This window comes from Pseudomonas sp. MLB6B (assembly GCF_054508135.1).
Map to the genome: position 1 here is coordinate 97360 of NZ_CP199313.1, position 26926 is coordinate 124285.

General features: G+C 65.2%; 9 protein-coding genes. 5 read left to right on the forward strand and 4 right to left on the reverse strand.

Going from position 1 to position 26926, the window contains the following annotated elements; genetic code table 11:
* Nucleotides 1-99: 99 nt before the first annotated feature.
* The 3 genes from ACSMEV_RS00440 to ACSMEV_RS00450 form a co-directional block, all read right to left on the reverse strand.
* A complete protein-coding gene (locus ACSMEV_RS00440) occupies nucleotides 100-978 on the reverse strand; it encodes a hypothetical protein (RefSeq protein WP_459206808.1) in 879 nt (292 codons plus the stop codon).
* A gap of 270 nt (nucleotides 979-1248) precedes the next feature.
* On the reverse strand, nucleotides 1249-2541 hold the full coding sequence (locus ACSMEV_RS00445) for a PQQ-dependent sugar dehydrogenase (protein ID WP_459206809.1): 1293 nt from the start codon (nucleotides 2539-2541) through the stop codon (nucleotides 1249-1251).
* Nucleotides 2538-2978, reverse strand: a complete 441-nt coding sequence (locus tag ACSMEV_RS00450; RefSeq protein ID WP_459206810.1) for a DUF2231 domain-containing protein — start codon at nucleotides 2976-2978, stop codon at nucleotides 2538-2540. The genes ACSMEV_RS00445 and ACSMEV_RS00450 overlap by 4 nt, the downstream gene beginning before the upstream one ends.
* Before the next feature lie 287 nt (nucleotides 2979-3265).
* On the opposite strand from ACSMEV_RS00450, the gene ACSMEV_RS00455 reads away from it, so the two are divergent.
* The 5 genes from ACSMEV_RS00455 (at nucleotide 3266) to ACSMEV_RS00475 (ending at nucleotide 9065) form a co-directional block, all read left to right on the forward strand.
* Nucleotides 3266-4252 (forward strand): hypothetical protein, encoded by a 987-nt coding sequence (locus ACSMEV_RS00455; RefSeq protein ID WP_459206811.1) that lies wholly within the window; start codon nucleotides 3266-3268, stop codon nucleotides 4250-4252.
* Between the two features lie 54 nt (nucleotides 4253-4306).
* The gene (locus tag ACSMEV_RS00460; RefSeq protein WP_459206812.1) at nucleotides 4307-4744 is read left to right on the forward strand and encodes a hypothetical protein; all 438 of its coding nucleotides are present in this window, start codon (nucleotides 4307-4309) and stop codon (nucleotides 4742-4744) included.
* 127 nt (nucleotides 4745-4871) lie between these two features.
* Nucleotides 4872-5345: a nuclear transport factor 2 family protein gene (locus ACSMEV_RS00465; protein WP_459206813.1), complete on the forward strand. Its 474-nt coding sequence runs from the start codon at nucleotides 4872-4874 to the stop codon at nucleotides 5343-5345.
* 209 nt (nucleotides 5346-5554) lie between these two features.
* A complete protein-coding gene (pvdO, locus tag ACSMEV_RS00470; protein WP_459206814.1) occupies nucleotides 5555-6418 on the forward strand; it encodes a dihydropyoverdine dehydrogenase in 864 nt (287 codons plus the stop codon).
* A gap of 181 nt (nucleotides 6419-6599) precedes the next feature.
* Nucleotides 6600-9065: a TonB-dependent siderophore receptor gene (locus ACSMEV_RS00475; protein WP_459206815.1), complete on the forward strand. Its 2466-nt coding sequence runs from the start codon at nucleotides 6600-6602 to the stop codon at nucleotides 9063-9065.
* A gap of 250 nt (nucleotides 9066-9315) precedes the next feature.
* On the opposite strand, the gene ACSMEV_RS00480 is transcribed toward ACSMEV_RS00475, so the two are convergent.
* Nucleotides 9316-26925, reverse strand: coding sequence for a non-ribosomal peptide synthase/polyketide synthase (locus ACSMEV_RS00480; protein WP_459206816.1), 17610 nt, complete (start codon nucleotides 26923-26925; stop codon nucleotides 9316-9318).
* Nucleotide 26926: the final 1 nt, after the last annotated feature.

Genomic DNA, 26926 nt, shown 5'->3' on the forward strand with positions numbered 1-26926 from the left:
CCGAGATTCCCGGAACACTTGTCTATCTAGATTTTTTTGGCGATCAGGCCCGTCTCATCTCTGGAAGAAATACGCCGAGCCTGTTCTGCATAAACCGATTTACCGCGCAGCCGCAAGATTCTTGAACACCGCCTCCACCTTACTCTCTAGCTGATTGACCGCCCCCAGATACTCGATCAACTCCGCCGCCCGGCTCCCGCGCAGCCCGGCCGTGGTCATTTCGCCATCGACCACGTACTTGTACACGCCACTCACGGCAAACGCTTTCAGCGACCGTATATGCCGAGCCTGATCCGCCAAGGTGTTCTTGAACGCCTCGCTTTCGAAGAACCGCCGCCGCGCCACCGGGTTGCCAAACGCCACTTCCATGACCATCAGCTCCATCCGCTCCTGCGTTGCCGTGTGCGCCACATCCGGCGCGGGCGGGTGGTTGCCGTCGTTCTCGAAAGGTGCGCACAGGTGCAGTTGCACTTTCAGTACCGAGGCGTCAGATGCCAATACCGGCGCCAGTTGGTCGCGCACGTACGCCTGCAAATCCTCCAACCCCTGGCGCGGGCTCAGATGCACGTGGATCCGGTCGGCATGGTCAAGCCCGTTGAGCCGCTCGTCCGCCAACAGATTCTTTCCCATGATCGAGCCTTGCGGCAGGTCGTAGGCCAGCGTCTCTTCGAACATGTTTTGCTCGTCCGAAAACAGCAACGGGCTGGCCTCTTTGAAACGCGCCTGCTGGTCGGCGGACTTGAAGCCGATCTCCACGCCGCCATCGAGCTCGTAATCCGTAATCTCGTGCACACCGTCAGCCAGCGGCCACAGATGCGCATCCTGATTGCGCGAGAAATGATGCTGGATGTACAGGCCCAACCCCGGCAAGCGCGAACACAGCGGCCCGTGCACGTCGCGCCAATAGTGGGCGAAGATGTCGTGCGGCACGCGCTCGCGTTTCTTCACGGTGGTGTAGCTGTTGATGGTGATCGTCATCTCGAACCCCTGCAAAACTCACTGGATGTTCCATTTGAGAACCGTGCGAACGAAGGGGCGTTCAGTCCGATGGACTGGTGGCCTGCACGGAGGGATTCGAACGAATGGTTGAGCCTCATGCCCGACAAGGCGTGCCGACCAGCACTGGAAGAACAGTGACCGCCGTCTGAGCAAAGCATCGACATCGCATCGGCCCTGCACGCCGGACACCTTTCCTGCGCGCAAAAAAATCCCGGAGCGGCCAACCCGCTCCGGGACTTGTCTTTCAACTCACTGGTTGCGCGTCACGCGCCATACGGTGTTGGCCAGGTCGTCGGCAATGATCAGCGCCCCTTTCGGGTCCACCGTCACGCCCACCGGCCGACCACGGGTCTTGCCGTCTTCACCGCGGAACCCAGTGGCGAAGTCCACCGGCTCGCCCGACGGCCGCCCATCGGCGAACGGCACGAAGATCACCTTGTAGCCCACCGGGTTGTCGCGGTTCCAACTGCCGTGCTCACCCACGAAGGCGCCGTTGGCGAACTGCGTGCCCATCTCGGGAATGGAGAAGTCCACACCCAATGCCGCGACGTGCGAGCCCAGGCTGTAGTCCGGCTTGGTGGCGATATCGACCATCTCCTGCTTGAACGGCTGCACGCGCTTGTCGGCGTTCTGGCCCCAGTAGGCGTACGGCCAGCCGTAGAATTTGCCTTCCTGGATCGAGGTCAGGTAGTCGGGTACCAGGTCCGGGCCCAGCTCGTCGCGCTCGTTGGCCACGGCCCACAGCTGGCCGGTCTCGGGCTGGATGGTCAGCGCCGTAGGGTTGCGCACGCCGGTGGCATAAGGCTTGTGCATGCCGGTCGCGGCGTCGATCTGCCAGATCATCGCGCGGTCGATTTCCACTTCCATGCCGCGCTCGCCGATGTTGCTGTTCGAGCCGATGCCAACGTACAGGTAGCGACCGTCGGGGCTGATGGTCATGGACTTGGTCCAGTGGTGGTTGATCGCCGAAGGCAGGTCGACCAGCTTGGTCGGCGCGCCGCTGGCCTGGGTCTGGCCGTCCTGGTAGGCGAAGCGCACCACGGCATCCTGGTTGGCGACGTACAGGTTGCCGTCGAAGAAGGCCAGGCCGTAAGGGGCGTTGAGGTTTTCGGCGAAGACCGTCTTGGTCTCGTAGGTGCCGTCGCCGTCGGCGTCGCGCAGCAGGGTCAGGCGGTTGCCGCCTTTGACCTGGGTGTTGCCCTTGGCCTTGATGTAGCCGGCGATCACGTCCTTGGGCTTGAGCTTGGCAGCGTTGCCGCCACGGCCTTCGGCCACCAGGATGTCGCCGTTGGGCAGCACCAGAGTCTGGCGCGGAATCTTCAGGTCGGTGGCGATGGCGGTGATGCTGAAGCCATCCGGCACCGTGGGTTTCTGCTCGCCCCAGGCTTCGGGTTCGGCGATCTTCATGCTCGGCAGCAGGCCGCGTTGCGGCTCCGGCAGTTTCGGGTCGGGGCCGCGGGCCAAAGTGCTGTCGGCTTCGCCGCCGCAGGCGCTGAGCAGCAGCGCCACGCTGAGGGTGGTCAATGCGCCTAAGGTTTTCATCGGGCGTCTCCCGTGCGCAGGTCGCTGCGCAGATTGCTCAAGCCCAGCCAGGCGGTGATCAGGATCAACACGGCGACGATGGCCGACAGGATCAGGCCCGACGGCATCACGGCGTAGGCGTCCTTGGCGTGCTCGAAGGCGTTGACCAGGCCCAGGACCCAGGTGACCAGCAGCAGGATGAAGTACAGCACCGGGCGGCCGCCCTTGTGCTCGGCGCGGATCAGGTTGCCCAGCGCGAACAGCAGCGCCAGGCCCGCGAACAACAGGCCGCCGGCGATCAGCCAGGAGGCGAAGTTGGCCCACTGGATCTGGAAGGTGTTGTTGTAGGCGATGTCGCTGAGCAAGGCGCCCAGGAACAGCGGCACGCTGCCGCCCAGGAGGATCGAATGCAGCGGGCCGGGTCGGCATCGGTAGTCGGGGTAGGTGGTCGTGGTCACGGCGGTTCCTTATCGTTCGGCGATCCGAGGGGGACGACGGCCGGTGCGAAGGAACCGGTCCATCTGGCGGGTGCTGACTGCGCATAGAGAAGGATTGCGCTGTGGGGAGGTTAGTTCAGGTTCGGAAGGCCACCGAAACGTTTTGACATACAGCTTTTATCAAATGGATTGGTGGCGCTCAGACGGTCGAGTGCGATCTCGGATTCGATGGATTAGTGGCGACCTTGGGCTCAGACGCTGCATTGGTTTACCCTGCGCGCCCCTGTTCGAGGCTCCCAAGGATGGCCATGACCTCCGTCGACCTTCAATTCCTGCTGCGCGGCTATCTGGCCTTCATCTCCAGCACGGTCTTCCTCTGGCTCATGCTCACAGCGGTGGTGGCGCTGATGATCCCGCGCAGCAATCGCTACATCCTTGCCCGCGGCGGGCGTTTCGCGGCGTTGCTGGCGCTGCTGGTGGTCGCCAGCGTGCCCTATGGCCTGTCACACAGCGAAGAATGGCAAACGTGGCGTGCGCAGAATCCGCGACTGGAGCGGGAAACCGTACTCGGTGAGCTGGTGCTGCCGGCAGGCACACGGGCGCACATCGAGCGGATCGAACCCATTCCCTCGATCCCCGGCCTGCCCATCCCCTGGGGTATGGACAGCTTGGACAAGGCGTCTTTTGCGCCCGACCCCCTCCTTATCAAAGGCATGTCCGTGCACAGCCTGAAGCTATCGGATACCAGTGCGCAGCTTCATACCTCAAGCGGCCAAACGGTGGACGGCTGGCGATGCGAGCCAGGCATCGTCGAGCTCCACGTGCCTACAGGCGCTAGGTTCAAGCCAAGCCAGTGGACACTTGACCGTTGCGTGCTGGCCGCAGGTACACGCCTGGGCGGTATCGTTTGGCCAGGGCCGGTGACCTTGATCGCTGGCGAGCAGTGGTGGGTCGCCCGCGACGAAGAGCGATCGGTCGATGTGCTCGGCCTGCGCCTGCATTCGTTGAGCATGCGAGGCACGCGGCCCTACGGGCAGCCGCAGGCCTGGAGCGGCGTGCTCGACCGGCCCGGTGAGTTCGGGCCCATGCATTACCCGGCCGGGACCCAGCTCATGCACCGCGCTGGCGAGCTGGAGTTCTACCTGCCGAACGACCTGCAGGCTCGCGATACGCGCAGCGGGCAGGCCGTCGCCGGTGGGCACACCGTAGTGCAGGCCGCGGACGGGCAGGTGCTCAAGGTCATCGAGGATCTGGAGGACGCCAATCCCACGCCCGACCCGCCCGAGGACCCTTGAGCCATGCGAGCGCCCACGCCTGCCCGAACCTCTACGCCTGGAGACAAGTCGCCCATGACCCCATTGAAGAAACTGCGCATCTACTTGAGCCTCGGCGCCTTGGTCGGGCTGGTCCCGGTCACGTGGTCGTTCCTGGTCGGCTTGCCGTTCCTGATCGTCCTGCTGTTCAGCGCGCCGGGGATGGCCATTCCCATCGCGATCATCTCGGCCTATGGCCTGCGCGGTTGCTGGAAAGCGTTCGCCGAAGCCATGGCCGAAGCGCCGGCGTTGCACGACGACCCGCGCGTGGTCACCGCTGTGGTCGTCGCGCTGATCTGGGGCTTGATCCTCAACAGCGGCATATTGGCCATGGTCTTTTCCGATGGCTCGCTGGGCTGGATGGAAACGGCCATCCTGATCTTCCCCATGCCCGGCATCACGGGGCTGGTCATGCTCAAGGTGGCGCGGCGTCGAGCGCGGCGACAGGCTGGCGAAGCGTCGACGGCACACTAGGCAATCGGCTCCGTGCGATGCTCGGACTGAGGGCGGCTCTGCCGTCCGTCGCAGCCAACCCGGAACGTCGCTCGCTGTGGCATGGTCATCCAGCACGGCACTCATCGCATCGCCCCTGGAGCCCGACATGCCCAACGACAGCCGCTCGCCTCTCCCCCCTTTCACCCACGACACCGCCACGCAAAAGGTCCGCCTAGCCGAGGACGGCTGGAATTCCCGCGACCCGGAAAAGGTGTCGCTGGCCTACACCCCCGACACCCAATGGCGCAACCGCGTCGAGTTCGTCAGCAACCGCGAAGAAGCCAAAGCCTTCCTCACCCGCAAATGGCGCAAGGAACTCGACTACCGCCTGATCAAGGAACTCTGGGCCTTCACCCACAACCGCATCGCCGTGCGCTACGCCTACGAATGGCATGACGACTCGGGCAACTGGTTCCGCTCCTATGGCAACGAAAATTGGGAGTTCGCCGAAAACGGCCTCATGCACCGCCGCTTCGCCTGCATCAACGACCTGCCCATCAGCGAAGCCGAGCGCAAGTTCCGCTGGCCGCTGGGGCGTCGTCCGGACGACCATCCAGGGCTGTCGGAACTGGGCCTGTAAACGCTGGCGTCGCCAGGGCCTCCAGCCCGAAACGCGTGCGCTGGAGGTTGCGCAAAGGCAGGGCCAGACGCATTGGCCGCTACCCCACCCGACTTAATTTCCCTCTCTCCACCCTCGTTCTACCTGCAACGCCCGCATCCCGCCAACGCGCTTTTCGCAAAGCCCGTCGCGCCGTGCGTCCCCGCTTGCTTCGTCGATGAGGAACCTCCATGCACCCGCTCGTCCGCTTGTCCAAACCCCTGTCACTCGCGGGGCTGCTGCTGGCCGCCAGCGGCGCCCAGGCCGAGCCCAAGCCCGGCGATGTATTCAAGTCGTGCAAGGACTGCCCGGAAATGGTCGTGCTGCCGGCGGGCAGTTTCCTCATGGGTACACCCGAAGGCGAAGTCGGGCGCGAGCCCGACGAAGGCCCGCAGCACAAGGTGACCTTCGCCAAGCCCTTCGCCATCAGCCGCTACCACGTCACCGCCGGCGAACTGAACGCCTACATCAAGGCCACCGGCACCCGGATCAAGAGCGGCGACGACCGCCCCGGCCGCTGGTGCGAGGCCAGCAAGCCCAGCTACCCGCAAGGTCCGCGGCAACCGGCGGTGTGCATCGACTGGTACGAAGTGCAGGCCTACACCCAGTGGCTGTCCAAGACCACCGGCAAGACCTACCGCATGGTCACCGAAGCCGAGCGCGAGTATGCCGCCCGCGCCGGCTCGACCGGCCCTTTCCCGTTCCCCTTCGACGAAGAAGGCCAGTATCAGATCACCCAGCACGCCAACACCTACGGCCCACGCGACGGCTACACCTACACCGCCCCGGTCGGCAGCTACCCGCCCAACGCCTTCGGCATGTACGACATGCACGGCAACGTGTACGAATGGGTAGCGGATTGCCAGCATGACGATTATGTTGGCGCCCCCACTGACGGCAGCGCCTGGATGACCGACTCGCCCTGCAAGCGCGCGCAGATGCGCGGCAACGACTGGGGCGAAGCGCCGGTGTTCTCGCGTTCGGGCAACCGCAACGATCGCTTCCGCACCACGCGCGGCGATTACCTGGGCTTCCGTGTGGTGCAAGAACTCTGAATTAAATATTCGCGCGCCTCGTTCGTTAAAGGTTGAGCGGAACGCGACGGCAGTCATCGGCCAGGCAGTTGAGCTGGGGAGTTCAAGCCCTGTCGGCCGGTCGTCGCGCATACGTCCCACAGCACCGCCGCCAACACGGCGCCCAATAACTATGCATCGTTCGCAAACGAGACCCTTCGCCATGCCAGCTCCGCTGCACAACCGACTTCATCCGCTTGCCAAAGCCCTCTTGATGCGCCAGTCGATCCGCCCCCACAAAGCCCTGGCTTGCTGCGGCATGGGTCTGGCGCTGAATCTGGCCTCCAGCGCCTACGTCCAGGCCCAGGAGTGGACGCTGGACATTCCCGCGCAACCCCTGAATTCGGCGCTGCAATCGTTCGCCCGGCAAGCCGACGTGCAGATCCTGTTCAGCCCGGCGGATGTCGAAGGGCTGCGCTCGAACCCGTTGCGCGGGCGTTACGACCTGCAAGGCTCGCTGGGTGCGCTGCTGCGCGGCACCAACCTGCGCTACCAGATCGACGGCAACACCATCACCGTGACGGCATCGGCCGGTGCGGCGGCGGCCGGGCAAGTGGAACTGTCGGCGACCACGGTCAACAGCATGGGCCTGGGCGAAACCACCGAAGGCACAGGTTCGTACACCACCGGCCAGACCAGCACGGCCACCAAGATGAACCTGTCGATCCGCGAGACACCGCAGACCATCACCGTGGTGACGCGCCAGCGCATGGACGACCAGCACCTGATGAGCATGACCGACGTGCTCAAGAGCACGCCCGGCATCACCATGACGCAGGATGGCGGCGAGCGTTACAACATCTATTCCCGTGGCAATGCGATCAACACCTACCAGTTCGACGGTGTGACCACCATTCAGGAAAACGTCACCCGCACCATGCCCACTACCCTTCTGGACATGGCCTTGTACGACCATGTCGAAATCGTCCGCGGTGCGACGGGGCTGATGACGGGCGCGGGCGAGCCCAGCGGGGTGGTCAACCTGATTCGAAAAAAGCCTACCGCTGAATTCAAATCCTACGTGCAAGGCAGCGTAGGCTCCTGGGACAACTACCGCGCCGAAGCTGACGTGTCGGGCCCGCTGAACGAACAGAAGACCATTCGTGGCCGACTGGTGGCTGCTAAGCAAGACAACGACACCTTCATGGATTGGTACACCCAGGACCGTGAGATCGTTTATGGCGTCGTGGAAGGCGACCTGACCGATTCGACCCTGCTGCGCTTCGGTATCGACAATCAAAAGTACAAGGCGACGGGCTCGCCTGGCGTCCCGATGCTGTACGACAACGGCCAACCTACCCACTTCTCGCGCTCGACCAGTTCGGGGGCACGCTGGGGGTATGAGAAGTTCGATACCACCAACTACACCTCGACCCTCGAACAGAAGCTGGCCAACGACTGGGAACTGCGTGTCGTCGGCAACTACATGGAGATCAAGCGCGACCTGGACAACACCACCTACAGCAGCCAGACCGGCAACGCTTTCATCGATCAAGCGACAGGCGAGGCGGAAGGCAGCCACGACAAAGCCAATGTGGAGCAGATCCAGAAAGGCGTGGACGTCACCCTCAGGGGGCCTTTCGAACTGTTCGGCCGCAGCCACGATCTGGTCGTCGGCTACAACTACTCCGACTACCACAACGACCACACCGCCTACTCCAGTGACGTCGAGTTCAACTACAACACCTGGGATAACCAGATTGCGAACGCGCCGTTCGAGACGGGTCTGGATTTCGACATCAAGTCGCGTAAACAAGGTTACTTCGCCGCCAGCCGCTTCAACCTCACCGACCAGTGGCATTTGATCCTCGGTGCGCGCGTGTCCGATTACAGCTACGACTACTACTTCAGGTCCTACCGACTGGCGACGCCGCAGACCGGCAACGTGATTCCAGACGACATGCGAGAAACCGGCGTCGTGACGCCTTATGCTGGCCTGGTCTATGACATCACGCCCGAGCAGTCGATCTACGCCAGCTACACCGACATCTTTCTTCCACAGTCAGCCCGCGACATCAATGGCAAGTCGCTCGAACCCATCGTCGGCAAGAACTACGAACTGGGTTGGAAGGGTGAGTTCTTCGACGGTCGTCTGAACGGCAACGTGGCAGCCTACTGGATCAAGCGCGACAACTTCGCCGAGTACGCAGGCACCAGCGACATCACCAAGGAAGACTATTACACCGCGGTCGACGGCTCCGAAACCAAAGGCATCGACCTGGAACTGACGGGTGAAATCACACCCGGTTGGAACCTGCAGACCGGTTACAGCCATACCCGTACCGAAGACGCGGAAGGCACTCGCCTGACCACGCAGTTGCCCATGGACACGTTCCGTCTGTGGACGACCTATCGCTTGCCAGGCGAATGGGAGAAGTTGACCCTGGGTGGCGGGGTCAACTGGAACTCCAAGTCTTCGGTCTACTTCCGTCGCTTCGGTTCACGGATCACTCAGGACGACTATGCCGTCGCCAGCTTGATGGCGCGCTACAAGATCAACGACAACCTCGCCGCTACCGTGAACGTGGAAAACCTCTTCGACGAGAAGTACTACTCGGGCATGGCCGGCAGCTACGGCCACTACGGCGCCCCGCGCAACGCCAACCTGACCCTGCGCTACGACTTCTGATGCAGCGCTGAGCCCATTACCGCCCCACCGCAACGGCGCGCCCACAAGGCGCGCCGTTTTCGTTTGCCCGCATCTGTTCGACGTTCGAACGATGAGCGAGACATGAATGCTCGCGCACCACCGCGTCTCGGCGTGCCACTCGGTGTCCGTCCTTCACCCACCGCCAGCCATGAAAAAGCCCCCTGCCAACCGCGTTCGAGCGGCTGCCAGGGGGCTTGGTCCTACCGCGCCGCTCACGCGGCGCATCACCTCACTCGCCGGCGTATTCCCGCAACCGCAGGCCGCCGATCAACCCCTCGAGCACCTCGGGCTGGCGCAGGATGTCGTAATGCCCGGCCGCGACCGCCACATGGGCGCCACTGCCAGGAATCGCCGCTGCATCCACCTCGCTGCCCGCCCACCAGCAGGTCGCGCGTACCTGGGTCCGCGGCAGCGGCGCCATGCCGCGCGACAGCGTCTTGAGACGCATGGCGACGATGAAGGTGTGCGCCAGCTCGGCGGTGCTGATGCCGGCATAGCTCGACTGCCCCGCCTGGTCGTTGCGCACCTGTTCGATCACCGCTTCCAGCACGGCCTGGCTGCTGCCCGCCGCAAGCGCCGGCACGTCCACCGGGGTGCCGAGAAGCACCCCGAGGAAGCCGCCGAGGTCGGCGTCCCACGTCTCTTCCACCGCCTCGGCCGCGCTCGCGTCGGGCACGAAACTGTCGACCAGGCCGAGCAGCGTCACCTGCTGGCCCTGGCTTTCCAGCTCTTGCGCAACCAGCACCGCCAGCGTCCCGCCCAGCGACCAACCGGCCAACTGATAAGGCCCATCGGGTTGCTTCTGGCGAATGTACTGGGCGTAGTCGATGGCCATGGACTGGATCGAGTCGTCTTCCCAGGCATGGTCGAGCAGCATGCGGCATTGCAGGCCGTACACCGTGCAGCGCCCTTCCAGACGCCGTGCCAGCGGCTCGTAGTCGAACACCGTGCCGAAACCGGCGTGCAGGCAGAACAGCGGCGTCACACCCGCCACGCGGCTGTTGAGCGGCAGCAAAGGATCCAGTGCTTCGGACGCTTCCGAGTACCCCGACAGCTCGCCGATGGTCGGCCGGGCGATCACATCGCGCAGCTTCAGCTCGATCGGCAACTGCTCGTCGGCGCGCACCTTCGACAGCATCTTCAGGACCCGCAGCGAGTCGCCGCCGAGCTCGAAGAAGTTGTCGTCCACGCCCACGCTCGGCACCTCCAATACCTCCTGCCAGATCTTCGTCAGTGCGCGTTCGATGGCGTTGCGCGGCGCGACCAGCTGGCGCTGGCCGGCAAAGTCCGGTGCCGGCAATGCCTGGCGGTCGACCTTGCCGTTGGGCGTCAGCGGCAGCGCCGGCAACAGCACCAACTGCGCCGGCACCATGTAGTCCGGCAGCTCGGCGCGCAGCGCCTCGCGCAGCCGTTCGGCGCTGGTGGCCGGGTTGCCGGTGACCACGTAGCCGAGCAACTGCTTGCCGGTACCGATTTCGCGCGCCACCACCACTGCGTCGCGCACGTCGCCGAGGTTGCGCAGGCGCGCCTCGATTTCGCCCGGCTCGATGCGGAAACCGCGGATCTTCAGCTGGTTGTCCAGGCGGCCGATGAAGTCGATCACCCCATCGGCGCGGCGGCGCACGCGGTCACCGGTGCGGTAGAGCCGCGCCCCCTGGGCGAACGGGTCGGCCACGAAACGCTCGGCGGTCAGGCCGGGGCGCTGGTGATAGCCGCGCGCGACCCCTTCCCCGCCGATGTACAGCTCGCCGGCCACGCCATCGGGCAACGGGTTGAGGTCGGCGTCGAGCACATGCAGCGTGCGCTCGCCCACCCGTCGGCCGATGGGCGCATAGACCGCCTCGCAACGCTGCTCGGCGCAGACTTTCCACAGCAACGGCGTGACCACGGTTTCGGTCGGTCCGTAGCCGTTGGTCAACGCCTGCGGGCGCAGGCTGCGTTTGACCTGCTCGAACAGCGCGTCGGCCACCGCATCGCCGCCGAAGCAGTAGATGCGCACCGGCGGCGCCGGGCGCGACTGGCTTTCGGCGTATTCGGCCAGCTGTTGCAGATAGGCCGGCGGGAAGCAGGCGATGTCGATGCGCTGGGCGTGCAGCACGTCGAAGGTCTCCTCGGCGCTCCACAGGCGATTGTCGCGCACCACCAGGCAGCCGCCGGACGACAGGGTCGAGAGCCAGCGCTCCTGGGCACCATCGAAGGCGAACGACATGAACAGCAGCTCACGGGTGCGCTGGTCCATTTCATACAGCCCGGCGATGGCCTGGCAGTGCATGCGGATCTGCCCGTGGCTGACCGCCACGCCCTTGGGTTTGCCGGTAGAGCCGGAGGTGTAGATCAGGTAGGCCAGGTTGTCGGGCTCGACCTGCACCAGCGGCGCGCTGGTCGGTAGGTCGTGCAGCGTCTGCTGGTCCAGGGCGACGCAGCGTTGCACCTGGGCGAAGCGCGGTTGCAGGTCGCTGCTGGTGATCAGCAGGTGCATGGCCGAATCCTCGACGATCCAGGCCAGACGCTCTGGCGGGTAGTCGATGTCCAGCGGCACGTAGGCCGCCCCGGTCTTCATCACCGCCAGGAAGGCCACGATCACCTCCACGGAGCGCGCCAGGGCGATGCCGACGGTGGTTTCCGGGCGCACGCCCTGGGCCAGCAGCAGGTGTGCCAGGCGGTTGGCGCGCTGGTCGAGTTCGGCGTAGGTCAGTCGCTGCTCGGCGCAGACCACCGCCACGGCCTGCGGGCGGGCCTGGGCGTGTTCGGCGATGCGTGCGGCCAGCAGCGGTAGCGTGGCTTCGCTCGCCCGCAGCAGATTGCCTTGGCGGGCAGCCTCGGCCTGGTCTGCGGTCAGCATGTCCAGGCTGCCCAGAGTGGCGTCGCTGTGTTCGAGCAGGGCCAGCAACAGTCGCTCGAAACTGCCGCGCAGCAGTTCGGCGGCAGCCGCTGTGAAGCTGCCGCGCAGGTAGAGGAACTCCACCGAGAAGGTATCGGTGAGGTGCACGGCCAGGTCCATGGCGTAGTTGGTGACGTCACGGCTGCTGACCTCACCGAAGCGCAGCGTGCCGCCACCGCCCTCTTGCAGGCGCTCGTCGACCGGGAAGTTCTCGAACACCACGATGCTGTCGAACAGCGCCTGCCCCGGACGCCCGGCCCAGCGCTGCACGTCGGCCAAGGCCGCATGCTCGTGGTCGCGCAGTTCCAGGTTGTAGCCTTGCAGCGCTTGCAGCCAATCGCTGACGCGCTGCTGCGGCTGTGGCGTCTGCACCACCGGCAAGGTGTTGATGAACAGCCCGAGCATCTCGTCGGCGCCGGCCAGGCTGGCCGGTCGCCCCGCCACCGTGGCGCCGAAGCACACCGTGGCCTGACCGGTGTAGCGTTGCAGCAGCAACAGCCACGCGGCCTGGATTAGGGTGTTGGGCGTGACCCGCAAACGCTGGGCCTGTTCGCGCAGGTCGCGGGTGCGGGCGGCGTCCCACTTCAGGTACAGCGCGTCGTGGCCGACCCGGCTGGCGTCGGCCTGGGGCGCGATACTGCCGGCCAGCAGGGTGGCGCTCTCCAGCGTGCGCAGCTTGTCGGACCAGAAGCGTTCGAGGTGGGCCTGGGGTTGTTCGGCGAGCCAGCGGATATAGTCTCGATAACGTCGGACCGGCCCTGTGCTGGGGTGGCCGTGATAGGTCTGCAGTACTTCAGCGAGCAACTGCGAGCTGCTCCAGCCATCCATGAGAATGTGATGCGACGTCCAGATCAGATGGGCGCGCTGGTCATCCATACGCACCAGCGTAAGTCGCATCAAGGGCGCCGTGTCCAGTGCGAAGCCTTCTGCCGCGTCTTGGGTCTCGAGCGTTTTGAGCATCGACTGGCTGACGGCCTGACCTCGCCAGTCATGTATGCGCACCGGCAAGGTGACGTGTCGATAGACCACTTGTAGCGGATCGCTCAACTGCGCAGAGGAAATGAAACCGCTGCGCAAAATGTCGTGGCGATCGACGACGTGCTGCCACGCCTCCACGAAACGCTCCAGGTGCAAGCCCTGGACTTCGACTGCCGACTGGGTGATATAGGCACCCTCTTGGCCATCTTGCAGTGCATGGAACAGCATGCCTTGCTGCATGGGTGACAGCGGGTAGGCATCGGCCAGTTGCACCGCAGGCACGACGAGGCCGTCCAGCTGCCGCTGGCTCAAACGCGCCAATGGGAAGTCCGAGGGTGTAAAGCCACCATTGCCCGGCTCACAGCAATGCGCCACCAGCGCCTTGAGCTCATCGCCCAACGCATCGGCCAGCTGCCTGACGGTAGATATTTCGAAGCATGCTTGGCTGAAGCTCCACTCGAGTTGCAGTTCGCCGCCATACACTTGACCGTTGATGGTCAGCAGGCTACCCAGAGGCGACTCGCCATCCAGGCTGGCACCGCTAGATTCTGCAGCTGGCACGAATAGCGTATCGGCAGCATCGAAGCTTGCATCGAACTGGCCAAGATAGTTGAAGACGATTTCACCCTGGGGCAGTTGCTGCAACGCATGGCGCGTCTGAGCATCTCCCAGATAGCGCAACACGCCATAGCCCAGCCCCTTGCCGGGAATCTCGCGCAATTGCTCTTTGACGGTTTTCAGCGCTTCGCCGAGCCCTGCGCCAACGTTGAGCCTGACTGGATAGAGGCTGGTGAACCAGCCAACGGTACGGCTCAGGTCGAGCCCTTCGAAAAGGTCTTCGCGACCGTGGCCTTCCAGGCGTATCAGCACGTCATCGCGCCCTGTCCAGCGGGCGATCACGCGAGCCAGGGCGGTCAACAACAGGTCATTGATCTGGGTCCGATACGCCGCTGGTGCCTCCTGCAGCAGCTTGCGCGTCCACTGGGCGTCGAGCGAGGTACGTACCGACACCGCGCAACGCAGCACATTGTCCCCGTCGGGGTGATCACATGGCAGTTGATCGCTGACGCCCTGCAATTGTGTCTGCCAATACGCCAAGGTGCGTTGCAACTCGGCATCGCTGGCATAGGCCGAGAGTTGCTCGGCCCACTGTTTGAACGAACTGGTTTTTTCTGGCAGTGCTACCGGCTGGTGTGCGACTCGAGCGTAGTAAGCCTGTTGCAAATCTTCGAGAAGCACCCGCCAAGACACTCCATCGACTACCAGGTGATGGACGATCAGCAACAGCCGCTGGCTGCCATCGCTCAGGTCGAACAGCACTGCACGCAACACATCGCCCTGAGCAAGGTCCAGACTGCGCTGGGCACGCTCGGCGATGCTCTGCAACTCGCTCGCACCGTCGACATCGTACTGCCACAACGTCGTTTGAGCAGTCGGTTGGAATTCGGCATGCCATCCCGGATCCCTATGGGTGAATCGCAGACGCAACGCATCGTGATGGGAGACGAGTGCGTCCAAGGATTCCTGTAAAGCTTGTACCTTCACCGGTTCTCGAGCCTTCAGCAACACCGCCTGGTTCCAATGCTGGCGCACCGGAATCGCCTCTTCGAAGAACCACCGCTGGATCGGCGTCAGCGGCATGCTGCCCGTCACCGGCCCCTGATCGACGTAGCTAGCCTGGGTCTCACCCGCCACCGCGGCCAACGCCTGCACCGTCTGGTGTTCGAACAGCTGCTTGGGCGTGAGGTGGATGCCGACCTTGCGCGCCCGGCTGACCACTTGCAGGGAAATGATCGAGTCACCGCCCAGTTCGAAGAAGTTGTCCGTGACGCCGACCTGCTCGAGTTTCAGCACCCCGGCCCAGATGTCGGCCAGTTGCTGCTCCAATGGGCTGTGCGGGGCCACGTAAGTGTGCTGGGCTTGAGTGAAGTCGGCCGCAGGCAGCGCTTTGCGGTCGAGTTTGCCGCTCGGCGTCAACGGCATGCGTTCGAGCACTACCAGCACTGAGGGCACCATGTAGTCCGGAAGATGCGCCACCAGGTACGTCTTTATCTGCTCGCGCACATCGTCGGGTACTGGCGCATGACCGACCACGTAGCCGCACAGCTGCTTGCCGCCGGCCTGATCCACCGCCAGCACGGCGGCTTCGCGCACCAACGGATGGGCTTGCAGATGCTGCTCGATTTCGCCCAGTTCGATACGGAAACCACGTACCTTCACCTGATGATCGGCGCGACCGCGGTAAGCGATTTCACCCGCGGCATCGAAGTAGCCCAGATCGCCTGTGCGATAAAGACGGCCACCGCCGGCCAGGTCGAAAGGATCCGGCACGAAGCGTTCGGCGGTCAGCGAGGGGCGCTGGTGGTAGCCGCGGGCCAGGCATCCGCTGCCGCCGATGAACAGCTCACCAGCCACGCCGACCGGAGTTGGCATCAGGCCGCCGTCCAGGGCATACATTGTCCGCCCGGGAATGGCGCGGCCGATCGGCACGCCGCTTTCCGGCACTTGGTCGAGGCGCGAACAGGCGAACGTGGTCGCCACTACCGTGGCTTCGGTCGGGCCATAGGTGTTGACCAGTTGCACTGCGGCCGGGCCATTTTCCAGCCAAGCCTGCATGGCGTCCGGCGCTACCGCTTCGCCGCCGACGTGGATCTGTTTGAGGCTGGCATAGTCCTGCGCCGGGCGCCGCTCCAGCGCCAGCAAGCGCCAGTAGGCCGCAGGCAGGTCAGCCAGGGTGATGCCATGGCGCCGCACCTCGGCGAAGAAGCGGTCGGGGTCCCACAACTGATCACGCATCACCACACAGGCACCGCGCGCCAGTGGCGGGAAAAACTGTTCGACGAAGCCATCGAAACTCACGGTAGCAAATTGCAGCACACGGTCTTGCGGGCACAGGCGAGAGTAGTCGCCGGCCACTTCACAAAAGACCGACAGCGCGTGGTGGGCGATGGCCACACCCTTGGGCAGGCCCGTGGAGCCGGAGGTGTAGATGACATAGGCCAGGCTGTCGGCCGTGGCCACTTCGGCCAGGGCGGTGCAGGGCTGTTCGGCCAGCCACTGGTCGTCCGCTTGCAAGGTGACGCGCGGCAGACCGGCGGGCACCGGCAGGCGTGCCAAGGATGTGGCGTCGCCCAACAGCAGCGACATGCCGCTGTCGGCCATCATGTAGGCCAGTCGGTCTTGGGGGAAAGCCGGGTCCAGTGGGACGTAGGCGCCACCCGCCTTGTGGATGCCCAACAGGGCCACCGCCAAGACCAGACCACGCTCGGCGGCGATGCCAACCAGTGCGTCGCTGCCTACGCCCTGAGCACGCAATGCATGGGCCAGTCGGTTACTGCGCTGGTCGAGTTCGGCGTAGGTCAGTTGCTGGTCGTCGAATAACAACGCGACCGCTGTAGGGCGCAAGGCGGCCTGCGCCTGGAACAACTGGTGCGCGCGTAGCCCTGTGTCTGCCGGGGCAGTGCTGGGGTTCCAATCAAGCAGCAGCGTCTGTTGCACGGCCGGAGCCAACAGCGGCAGTGTTCCCAGCGCCGCGTCGGCATCGCTTACCAGTGCCTGCAACAGCATCGCAAAGCTGTCGGAGATCTGGCACACGGCCTCGCCGCTGAGCAGCGACAAGTCATGGCTGTAGTGCACCTTGAGGGTGTCGCCAAGCGACACCTCAACGGTCAGTGGATAGTTCGTCTGCTCGGTGGTGGCGACCGCCCCGAAGATCAGCCCGCCTTGCGCCCCTTTGCTCAGTGCTTCATCTGCCGGGTAATTTTCGAACACCAGCAAACTGTCGAACAGCGCTTCATTGCCCATACCCGCCCAACGCTGCACCTCGTACAAGGGCGTGTGTTCAAACTCACGCAGCTCCAGGTTGTTGGCCTGCACATGGCGGATCCACTGCACAACCGTCTGTTCCGCACGCGGCGCACCGATCACCGGCAGGGTATTAATGAACAGCCCGATTTGCTCTTCCACACCCGGAAGCTGTGGCGGACGACCTGCCACCGTAGCGCCGAAGCACACGCTGGCCTGACCGGTATAACGCTGCAACAGCAAAAGCCAGACCGCTTGCACCAAAGTGTTCACAGTAACGCGGTTGAGGCGCGCGAACCTGCTCAGGCAATCCGTCTGCTCAACGTCGAAACGCTGGATATGCTCGCCTTGCGCGCAGGCATGGAGTCTGCGCGACGCGCCCATGGCTTGTGCAAGGCGAGTGGGCTCCTGCAACGATGCCAGTTGGTTTTGCCAGAACGCCTGGGTGGTCTTGCCGTTCTGACTTTGCAGCCAGGCGATGTAATCGCGGTAGCGCGTTGCTTGCGCGCGGACCGGGTTTGCGGCGTAGCGCTGGAGCACTTCGCCGAGCAGCCGCGAGGTGCTCCAACCATCCAGCAAGAGATGATGATGGGTCAAAATCACATGGTGGCGGTGCGCATCCGTACGGATCAACGCCAAGCGCAGCAAAGGCGCCTGACTCAGTTCGAAGCCACGGTCGCGCTCCGCCTGGGCCAATGCCTGTGTGGCATCGATCCGGTCTTCGCTATCGCGCCAGTCGTATAGGGCGACAGGCAGTTCGACTTCCCTGCGTACCACCTGCACGGCCTGTCCCAGGTCGTCCTGCCAGACGAATCCGGTACGCAGAATGTCATGGGCCCGTATCGCAGCCTGCCATGCCGCAACGAACCGCTCGCTGTCCAGTCCTTCGACATCCACCCGCAGTTGATTGATGTAGTCGCCGCGCCCCTGCTCATACAGCGTATGGAACAGCATGCCCTGCTGCATCGGCGACAGTGGGTAGACATCGGCAATATCGCCTGCCGCCATCGGCAATCCGTCCAATTGAGCCTGGTCGAGACCCGCCAACGGGAAGTCGGAAGGCGTTAGGCCTTGCGCGGTGCCGTTGCTGCAGTGCTCGATGAGCGCCTGCAGTTCCTGGACGTACTCATCGGCCAGGCGCTGGACGGTGGCAGGTTCGAAACGCTCGCGACTGAAACTCCAGCTCAACCGGAGCTCGCCACCGTAGACCTGGCTATTGATACTCAGCTCGGCGCCCATAGCCGAGCTACTGTCATAAACCTGGCCTGGGCTTTCTTGTGCCGGGATGAACAGGCTGTCGTCGGCATCGAAGTTGCCATCGAGCTGGCCAAGGTAGTTGAACAGCACCTGACCTTGTGGCAGTGCGTGCAGCGCCTCACCTGTTCGGGCGTCCGCCAGGTAGCGAAGAACGCCGTAACCGACGCCTTTGTCGGGAACAGCGCGTAGTTGCTCCTTGATGGTCTTCAGAGAATCGGCCAGACCGGCCTGAGGACTGAGCTTGACTGGGAACAGGCTGGTGAACCAGCCCAGCGTACGGCTCAGATCGAGCTCGCTGAACAGGTCTTCGCGGCCATGACCTTCCAGGCGCACCAACACCTCGGGCTGTCCAGTCCAGCGGCTGAGCACTCGAGCCAAAGCGGTCAGCAGCAGATCATTGATCTGCGTGCGATAAGCGGCCGGCGCGTCGTGCAGCAGTTGCCGCGTCCATTGCGCATCGAGGCGCGTGGACACCGAACTGGCATGCCGCACAAGGTTGCCGCCTGCAGAGTGGTCGCACGGCAGCGTATCCGGCACGCCCTGCAACTGCATCTGCCAGTAGTCGAGCTGCGCGTGCAGCTCAGGACTGCGGGCATAGTGCTGAAGGTGCTCGGCCCAAGTCTTGAAAGCGCTCGTCTTGGCGGGCAACACCAGGGGTTGTCGAGTGAGGCATGCCTGGTAAGCCTGTTGCAGATCTTCCAGCAGGATTCGCCAGGACACGCCATCGACTACCAGATGGTGGATCACCAACAGCAACCGCTGACTGCCATCGGCCATGGTCGCCAACAGCGCCCTCAACAGAGGGCCGTTTTCGAGGTCGAGACTGCGCTGAGCGTGGTCGACGAGCACGGTCAAGGCCGTACCGTTGGCCACGTCACGCTCCCATAGCAGGTCCTGGCTCGAATCGACGAACAGAGCCTGCCATGTCTTGGACTGCGCAGTGAAGCGCAGCCGCAGGGCATCGTGATGGGCCAACAGCACCGTCAGGGCTTCACGCAGCGGCTGAGCTTCCAGCACTTCGCGAGTGGTCAACAACACCGCTTGGTTCCAATGCTGACGTACGGGAATGTCCTGTTCGAAGAACCATTGCTGGATCGGCGTCAGTGGCAGGCTGCCCACCACCGGCCCTTGATCGATGTGATTGCTACCGATCCGGCTGGCGATGCTTGCCAGTGTTCGAACGGTCTGATGCTTGAATAATTGCTTGGGCGTGATGTGGATACCGAGCTTGCGCGCACGGCTCACTACTTGCAGCGAAACGATGGAATCGCCGCCCAGCTCGAAGAAGTTGTCGTCCAGGCCCACGCGCTCGACTTTGAGCACCTGCGCCCAGACCTCGGCGATGCGCTGCTCCAACTCCGTCTGCGGTTCGACGTATTCGCCTTGCAGCGCGCTGGCGTCGGGCGCCGGCAACGCCTTGCGGTCCAGCTTGCCGTTGGGTGTCAGCGGCAGATGGGCGAGCGCCAGTAGGTGCGTGGGCACCATGTAGTCCGGCAGGTGTTCCTTGAGCGCGGCGCGCAGCCGTTCGCGCCAGTGCGCCTGGGCATCGAGGCTGGAGAGCACATCGGCTTCGCTCGGCACCACGTAGGCCACCAATTGCTTGCCATGGGCGGCATCGACCGCCAGCACCACGGCTTCGCGCACGGCGGCCTGCTCTAGCAGGCGCGCTTCGATCTCACCCAGTTCGATGCGCAGGCCACGGATCTTCACCTGGTGGTCGATGCGGCCGACGTAGTCGATCACCCCGTCGGCGCGGTAACGCGCCAGGTCGCCGGTGCGGTACAGCCGGCCGCCCTTGGCGTCGAACGGATCGGGCACGAAGCGCTCGGCGGTCAGTGCCGGGCGCTGGTGGTAGCCGCGGGCCAGGCCCACGCCGCCCAGATACAGCTCGCCGACGCCACCGCACACGGCCGGTTGCAGGCTGTGTTCGAGGATGTGCGTCTTGAGGTTGTCGATCGGCACGCCGATGGGCACGGCGATGCCGTCGTCGGCGCCGCAGGTCCAGTGGGTGACATCGATGGCTGCCTCGGTCGGGCCGTACAGGTTGTACAGCCCCGCCTGGGGCAGGCGTTGCAGGGTCTGTCGGGCGAGTTCGGCCGGCAGCGCCTCACCGCTGCACATGACCCGGCGCAGGCGGCTGCACTGCTCGACCTGCTCGCTGCCCAGGAAGGCCTGCAGCATCGAAGGTACGAAGTGCACGGTGGTGATGGCGTGGTCGCACAGCGTGCGTACCAGCAGTTCCGGATCGCGGTGCGCGCCCGGTTGCGCCACCACCAGGCGTGCGCCGGTCATCAGCGGCCAGAAGAACTCCCACACCGAAACATCGAAGCTGAACGGCGTCTTTTGCAGCACGCTGTCGGTGTCTTGCAGGCCATAGGCGCGCTGCATCCAGCACAGGCGGTTGACCAGGGCCTGCTGGCTGTTGCCTGCACCCTTGGGCCGGCCGGTGGAGCCGGAGGTGTAGATCACATAGGCCAGATTGTGCGGCGCGACGTCGACGTGCAGGTCGTCGTCGGCCCAATCGCCTTCGAGGTCGGCACCCGGGTTCAGCGCGATCACTTCCACGCTTGTCGGCACCGGCAACTGTTCGACGAGGTGCGGCTGACTCAACAGCAAGCGCACACCGCTGTCTTCGAACATGTACACCAGTCGATCGCGCGGGTACTCGGGGTCGAACGGCACGTAGGCGCCGCCGGCCTTGAGCACGCCGAGCAGGCCGATGACCATCTCCAGGCTGCGCTCCATGGCGATGCCCACCAGGCTTTCGGCGCCCACGCCCTGCGCGCGCAACTGGCGTGCCAGGCGGTTGGCGCGGCGGTTGACCTCGGCATAGCTCAGGTGCTGGTCGGCGAAGACCAGCGCCGTGGCCTCGGGCGTGGCGCGCACCTGCGCTTCGATCAACTGCTGCACGCTGCGGTCGCGGGGGAAGTCGGCGGTGGTGGCGTTCCAGTCGATGAGCTGTCGTTGCTGCTCCTGGGCGCCGAGCATGGGCAGTTCGGACACTCGCGTGCCTGGCGAGGCGACGATGGCGTCGAGCAGCGTGGTCAGGTGCAGCGCCAGACGTTCCACAGCGGGTTCGGGCCAGCGGCAGGTGTCGTAGTTGAACTGCACCGACAGCGTGGCGCCGGTGCCCACCAAGAGCGTCAACGGGTAATTGGTCTGCTCACGATTGCCGACCGGACCGAACCGCAACCCACTCGGCGCCCCCTTCTGTAAGGCCTCCGACACCGGATAGTTCTCGAACACCATCAGGCTGTCGAACAGCGCCTGACCGCCCTGCCCGGCGAGGCGCTGCACGTCGTTGAGCGGTGTGTGCTCGAACTCGCGCAGCCCCAGGTTGATCCGCTGTACCTCGCTCAACCACTCGCCCACGGTCTGCGTCAGGCGCGGCGAGCCCACCACCGGCAAGGTGTTGATGAACAGGCCGATCTGCTCTTCCACGTGTGCCAGCTCCGCCGGACGCCCGGCCACAGTGGCGCCGAAGCACACCGTGGCATGCCCGGTGTAGCGTTGCAGCAGCAACAGCCAGGCGGCCTGCATGACGGTGTTGACGGTCACCCGCTGGCTGCGGGCGAAGGCTTCCAGGCGCTGGGTGCGCGCGCGGTCGAACGGCTGGTGATGCTCGCCCTGGCCGGCTTGGCCGGGGGCTTGCGTCTGGCCGAGCGCGTGCAGCAACAGCGTCGGCTCCTCCAGTTCGGCCAGTTGCTGGGCCCAGAACGCCTGCGCGGCGGCGGGGTCCTGGCGCTGCAACCAGCCGATGTAGTCGCGGTACAGGCCGGCCTGGCCCGCTACCGGCTGGCCGGCATAGCGTTGCAGCACTTCGCCCAGCAGGCGCGAGGTGCTCCAGCCGTCCATGAGGATGTGGTGGTGGGTGAAGATCAGTTGATGGCTGTCGGTGCCGGTGCGAACCAGGGTCAGGCGCATCAGCGGCGCCTGACCCTGGTCGAAGCCGCGCGCGCGCTCGGCGTCGGCCAAGCGGTCCAGCGCTGGCAGCAACGCGGCATCGTCGCGCAGGTCCAGCTCGCGCCAGCCGGCCTCGACCTGCCGATGCACGATCTGCAACGGCCGCTCGAACTCGCCGTCCCAGACGAAGCTGCTGCGCAGGATGTCGTGGGCCTGCTGGGCCTCACGCCAGGCGCGCAGGAAGCGTGCGCCGTCGAGCCCTTCGACGTCCACGCGCATCTGGTTGATGTAGTCGCCGCTGCCCTGCTCGTACTGGGTGTGGAACAGCATGCCCTGCTGCATCGGCGACAAGGGGTAGACATCGGCGATCTGCGCTACGGCCACCGGCAGCGCGTCCACCTGGGCCTGGCTCAGGCCGGCCAGGGGGAAGTCCGACGGCGTGGCGCCGTGCTGCTCGCCGTCGCAGCAATGGGCGATCAGTGCCTTGAGCTCTTCGGCGTAGGCATCGGCCAGGCCCTGGATGGTGGCGGTGTCGAACACCTCGCCGCTGAAGCTCCAGGCCAGTTTCAGCTCACCGCCATATACCTGGCCGTTGAGCGCCAGCAGCGAACCCAGTGGCGCGTCGGGACTGCGCGCTGCACCGCTGCCTTCCTGCGCCGGGGCGAACAGGCCGTCTTGCGCATCGAAGCTGGCGTCGAACTGGCCCAGGTAGTTGAAGACGATTTCGCCGGCCGGCAGTTGCGCCAGCGCCGCGCGCGCCGGGGCATCGCCCAGGTAGCGCAGCAGGCCATAGCCCAGGCCCTTGTTGGGCACACCGCGCAGTTGCTCCTTGACCGACTTGATCGAGGCCGCCAGCGTCGGCTGGGTGCTCAACTTGAGCGGGTAGAGGCTGGTGAACCAGCCTACGGTGCGGGTCAGGTCGAGGCCGTCGAAGAGGTCTTCGCGGCCGTGGCCTTCCAGGCGCACGAGCACGTCCGCTTGACCGGTCCAGCGCCCGATGACACGGGCCAGGGCGGTCAGCAGCAGGTCGTTGATCTGCGTGCGGTAGGCGGCCGGCGCTTCTTGCAGCAGTTGGCGGGTCCACTGCGCGTCGAGGCGGGTGGACACCGATACGGCGTGGCGCTCCAGATTGGCGCCGCCTGGGCGGTCGCACGGCAGGCCGGCGTCCACGCCGTGCAGTTGGGCGTGCCAGTAGTCCAGCTCCTGATGCAGTTCGGCGCCCTGTGCGTACTCGGCCAGGCGTTCGGCCCAGACCTTGACCGAGGAGGTCTTGCCAGGCAGTGCGAGCGCCTGCCCGGTGGCCAGGGCCTGATAAGCCCGTTGCAGGTCCTCGAGCAGCACCCGCCAGGACACACCGTCCACCACCAGGTGATGGATCACCAGCAGCAGGCGCTGGTTGCCGTCGCCGAGCGTCGCCAGTACGGCGCGCAGCAACGGGCCGTGGGCAAGGTCGAGGCTGGCCTGGGCCTGCTCGGCCACAGCGTGCAGGGCATCGAGATCGGTGACTTCACGTACCCACAGCACTTCGGTTGAAGGTTCGGCGAATTCGGCCTGCCAAGCGCCGTCGACCGCCGCGAACCGCAGGCGCAGGGCGTCGTGGTGCTCGAGCAAAGCCTGCAACGCCGCGGCCAGCGGCTCGGCCGACAGGGAGCGATTGGGTGCCAGCAAGACGGCCTGGTTCCAGTGCTGGCGTGCGTCGATGGCTTGCTCGAAGAACCAGTGCTGGATCGGCACCAGCGGCGTGCTGCCCTGGGCCTTGCCCTGGTCGATGGCGTTGCCGCCGTGGCGCCGCGCTACGGCAGCCAACCCTTGCACGGTCTGGTGCTGGAACAGCTCCTTGGGCGTGAACTGGATGTCCTGTTGCCGGGCGCGGCTGACCACTTGCAGGGAAACGATCGAGTCCCCGCCCAGCTCGAAGAAGTTGTCGGTCAGGCCGATCTGCTCGCGTTTCAGCACCTCGGCCCAGATCGCGGCGATCTGTCGTTCCAGTTCGCTGTGCGGGGCCACGTAAGCGTTGCCCGTTACCTGGGTATCGGGCTGGGGCAGCGCTTTGCGGTCGAGCTTGCCGTTGGGCGTCAGCGGCAGGCGGTCGAGCAGCAGCAGGTGCGCCGGAACCATGTAGTCCGGCAGTTGGGCGCGCAGGGCGTCGCGCAGTTCGCTGCGCAGCGCCGCTTCGTCATCCGCCCGGCCCACGAGTGACAGCTCGGTCGGCACGATGTAGGCCACCAGTTGCTGACCGCTCGGGCCGTCCAGGGCCAGCAGCGCGACTTGGCTGACCTGCGGCTGGGCTTGCAGCCGCGCTTCGATCTCGCCCAGTTCGATACGGAAACCGCGCACCTTCACCTGATGGTCGAGGCGCCCGGCGTACTGGATCTGGCCGTCTGCCTGGTAGCGCGCCAGGTCGCCGGTGCGGTAGAAGCGCCCGCCGCTCTCGTCGAACGGATTGGGCACGAAGCGCTCGGCGGTCAGCCCCGGACGGCCCAGGTAGCCCCGGGCCAAGCCGGCGCCGGCCATGTACAGCTCGCCGGCCCCACCCACCGGCAACACCTGCCCGGCGCTGCCGAGGATGTACGCGGCGCTGTTGCTGATCGGCCGGCCGATGCTGGCCGTGCCGCCCGCCTGGCGCAGGGTGTAGGTGGAATAGGTGGTGTCTTCGGAAGGGCCGTACAGGTCGTAGACCTGCTCGATGTGGCCGGTCTCATACAGCGCATCGACCAGCGACTGCTTGAGCGCTTCGCCGGCCAGGTTGACCGTGCGCACGCTGGTCGGCAGGCCGCCGGATTCCAGCAGCGCTTGAATGGCCGAGGGCACGGTGTTGACCAGGCGCACCTGGTCCTTGGCCGGCAGATGCGGCAGCTCCAGGGCGTTGCGGGCGATGACCGCATAACCGCCCGAGGCCAGGGTGACGAACAGCTCCCACACCGACAGGTCGAAGCAGATCGAGGTGGCAGCCAGCACACCGCAGAGTTGCTCGCGGCTGTACACCGACTGCGCCCAGCCCACCAGAGCACAGGCGTTTCGATGCTCGATCAGCACGCCTTTGGGCAGGCCGGTGGAACCGGAGGTGTAGATGCTGTAGGCCAGGTTTTCAGGTGCGCCGTGGCACGTCGGGTTGCTGGTCGGATACGCCGACAGATCGAGCGTATCGAGCAGCAAGGTCCGGGCATGGGACGCCTGTGGCAGACGCTCCAGCAACGACGACTGCGACAGCAGCACACGGGCCTGGCTGTCTTCGAGCATGTATTCCAAGCGCGCCTGCGGATAGTCCGGGTCGAGCGGCACATAGGCGCCCCCGGCCTTGAGGATCGCCAGCAGGCCCACGACCATCTCCAGGCCGCGCGCCATGGCGATGCCCACCAGCACGTCAGGGCCCACGCCCAGTTCGCGCAGCTTGTGCGCCAGGGCGTTGGCCTGCCGGTTGAGTTCGGCGTAGCTCAGCGTGGTGTCGGCGAACAGCAATGCCGGCGCGTCCGGGGTGGCCGCGGCTTGGGTTTCGAAGAGCTGGTGCAGGCAGGCATGGTCCGGGTATGGAGCAGCAGTGTCGTTCCATTCATGCAGCAGCCGTTGGCGCTCGGGGGCATCGAGCAAGGCCAGTTCGGCGATGGGCCGTTGAGGGTGCCGGACAGCGTCTTGCAGCAGATTCAGCCAATGCCGACCCATCTGCGCGACGGTCCCCTCATCGAACAGCTCCGTGGCGTAGGTCAGCGCCGCGCTGATGCCGCCCTCGTGTTCGAAGGTGTCCAGGGTCAGGTCGAATTTGGCGCTGTCGTTGGCCCAGAGCATCTCCTCGACCTGCAAGCCGCCGACGCGCTGGCGCGTGCCCCTGGCCTGGGTCTGGTGGTTGTACATGACCTGGAACAACGGGCTGTGGCTCAGGCTGCGCTCGGGCTGCAACGCGTCGACCAGCTGTTCGAACGGCAGGTCCTGGTGCGCCTGGGCGCCCAAGGCGCGTCGTTTGACCTGCTCGAGCAGCGCGCTGAACGACAGCTCGCCGTCGAACTGCGCGCGCAGCACCTGGGTGTTGACGAAGAAGCCGATCAGGCGTTCGGTCTCGACCCGGTTGCGGTTGGCCACCGGCACGCCGATACGGATGTCGGCCTGGCCGCTGTAGCGGTGCAGCAGGGCCTGGAAGCTGGCCAGCAACACCACGAACGGTGTGGTGCCCTGGCCCTGCGCCACGGCCTTGATCGCCGCCACCAGAGGTGCGTCCAACTCGATCGGCAAGCGGGCACCGGCATGGCTGCTCACGGCCGGCCGTGGACGATCGGCAGGCAGCTCCAGCAGCGGCTGCTCGTCGCCCAGCTCGTCGGTCCAGTAGGCCAGCTGGCGCTCGCGCTCACCGGCTTCCATCCAACTGCGTTGCCATAGGGCGTAGTCGGCGTACTGGATCGGCAGCGCCGGCAGTTGCGCCGGCTCGCCACGGCAGAAACCGGCGTACAGCTGCACCAGCTCATCGACCATCAGCGGCAGCGACCAGCCGTCGGCGACGATATGGTGCACGGTGAACACCAGCACGTGCTCCTGCTCGGCCAGGCGCAGCAGCTTGACCCGCAGTAGCGGGCCCTGCTCCAGATCGAAGGGGCGCATCGCCTCGGCGGTGACCTGTTCGAGCAGTGCGTCAGCGTTGCCAGGCTCGACCTGCAGCGGCACCGCCAGCTCGGCATGGATCACCTGCTGCGGTTGCTCGGCATCGCCACGGAAGGTGGTGCGCAGGCTTTCATGGCGTGCCACCAGGGCGCCGAAGCTACGCTGCAAGGCCGGCACGTCGAGCGCGCCCTTGAGGGTCAGGGCCAGGGGAATGTTGTACAGCGCCGCCTGCGGCTCCCATTGCCAGAGGAACCACTGGCGCTGCTGGGCGTACGACAACGGCAGCGCGTCGACCGTCTCGCGCATCGCGGGGATCGGCAGTTGCGCCAGACTCAGGTTCTTCGACGCGAGCTTTTCCAGGAACAGGGCGCGCTGGGCCAGGGGCAGCTGCATGAAGCGCTGAACCAACTGCAGGTTTCGGTTATCCATG

Excerpts from the sequence above, each read along its gene's own strand:
- ACSMEV_RS00440 (WP_459206808.1), bottom strand. The coding sequence starts at position 978 with ATGACGATCACCATCAACAGCTACACCACCGTGAAGAAACGCGAGCGC.
- ACSMEV_RS00445 (WP_459206809.1), bottom strand. The coding sequence starts at position 2,541 with ATGAAAACCTTAGGCGCATTGACCACCCTCAGCGTGGCGCTGCTGCTC.
- ACSMEV_RS00455 (WP_459206811.1), top strand. The coding sequence starts at position 3,266 with ATGACCTCCGTCGACCTTCAATTCCTGCTGCGCGGCTATCTGGCCTTC.
- ACSMEV_RS00460 (WP_459206812.1), top strand. The coding sequence starts at position 4,307 with ATGACCCCATTGAAGAAACTGCGCATCTACTTGAGCCTCGGCGCCTTG.
- ACSMEV_RS00465 (WP_459206813.1), top strand. The coding sequence starts at position 4,872 with ATGCCCAACGACAGCCGCTCGCCTCTCCCCCCTTTCACCCACGACACC.
- pvdO (WP_459206814.1), top strand. The coding sequence starts at position 5,555 with ATGCACCCGCTCGTCCGCTTGTCCAAACCCCTGTCACTCGCGGGGCTG.
- ACSMEV_RS00475 (WP_459206815.1), top strand. The coding sequence starts at position 6,600 with ATGCCAGCTCCGCTGCACAACCGACTTCATCCGCTTGCCAAAGCCCTC.
- ACSMEV_RS00480 (WP_459206816.1), bottom strand. The coding sequence starts at position 26,925 with ATGGATAACCGAAACCTGCAGTTGGTTCAGCGCTTCATGCAGCTGCCC.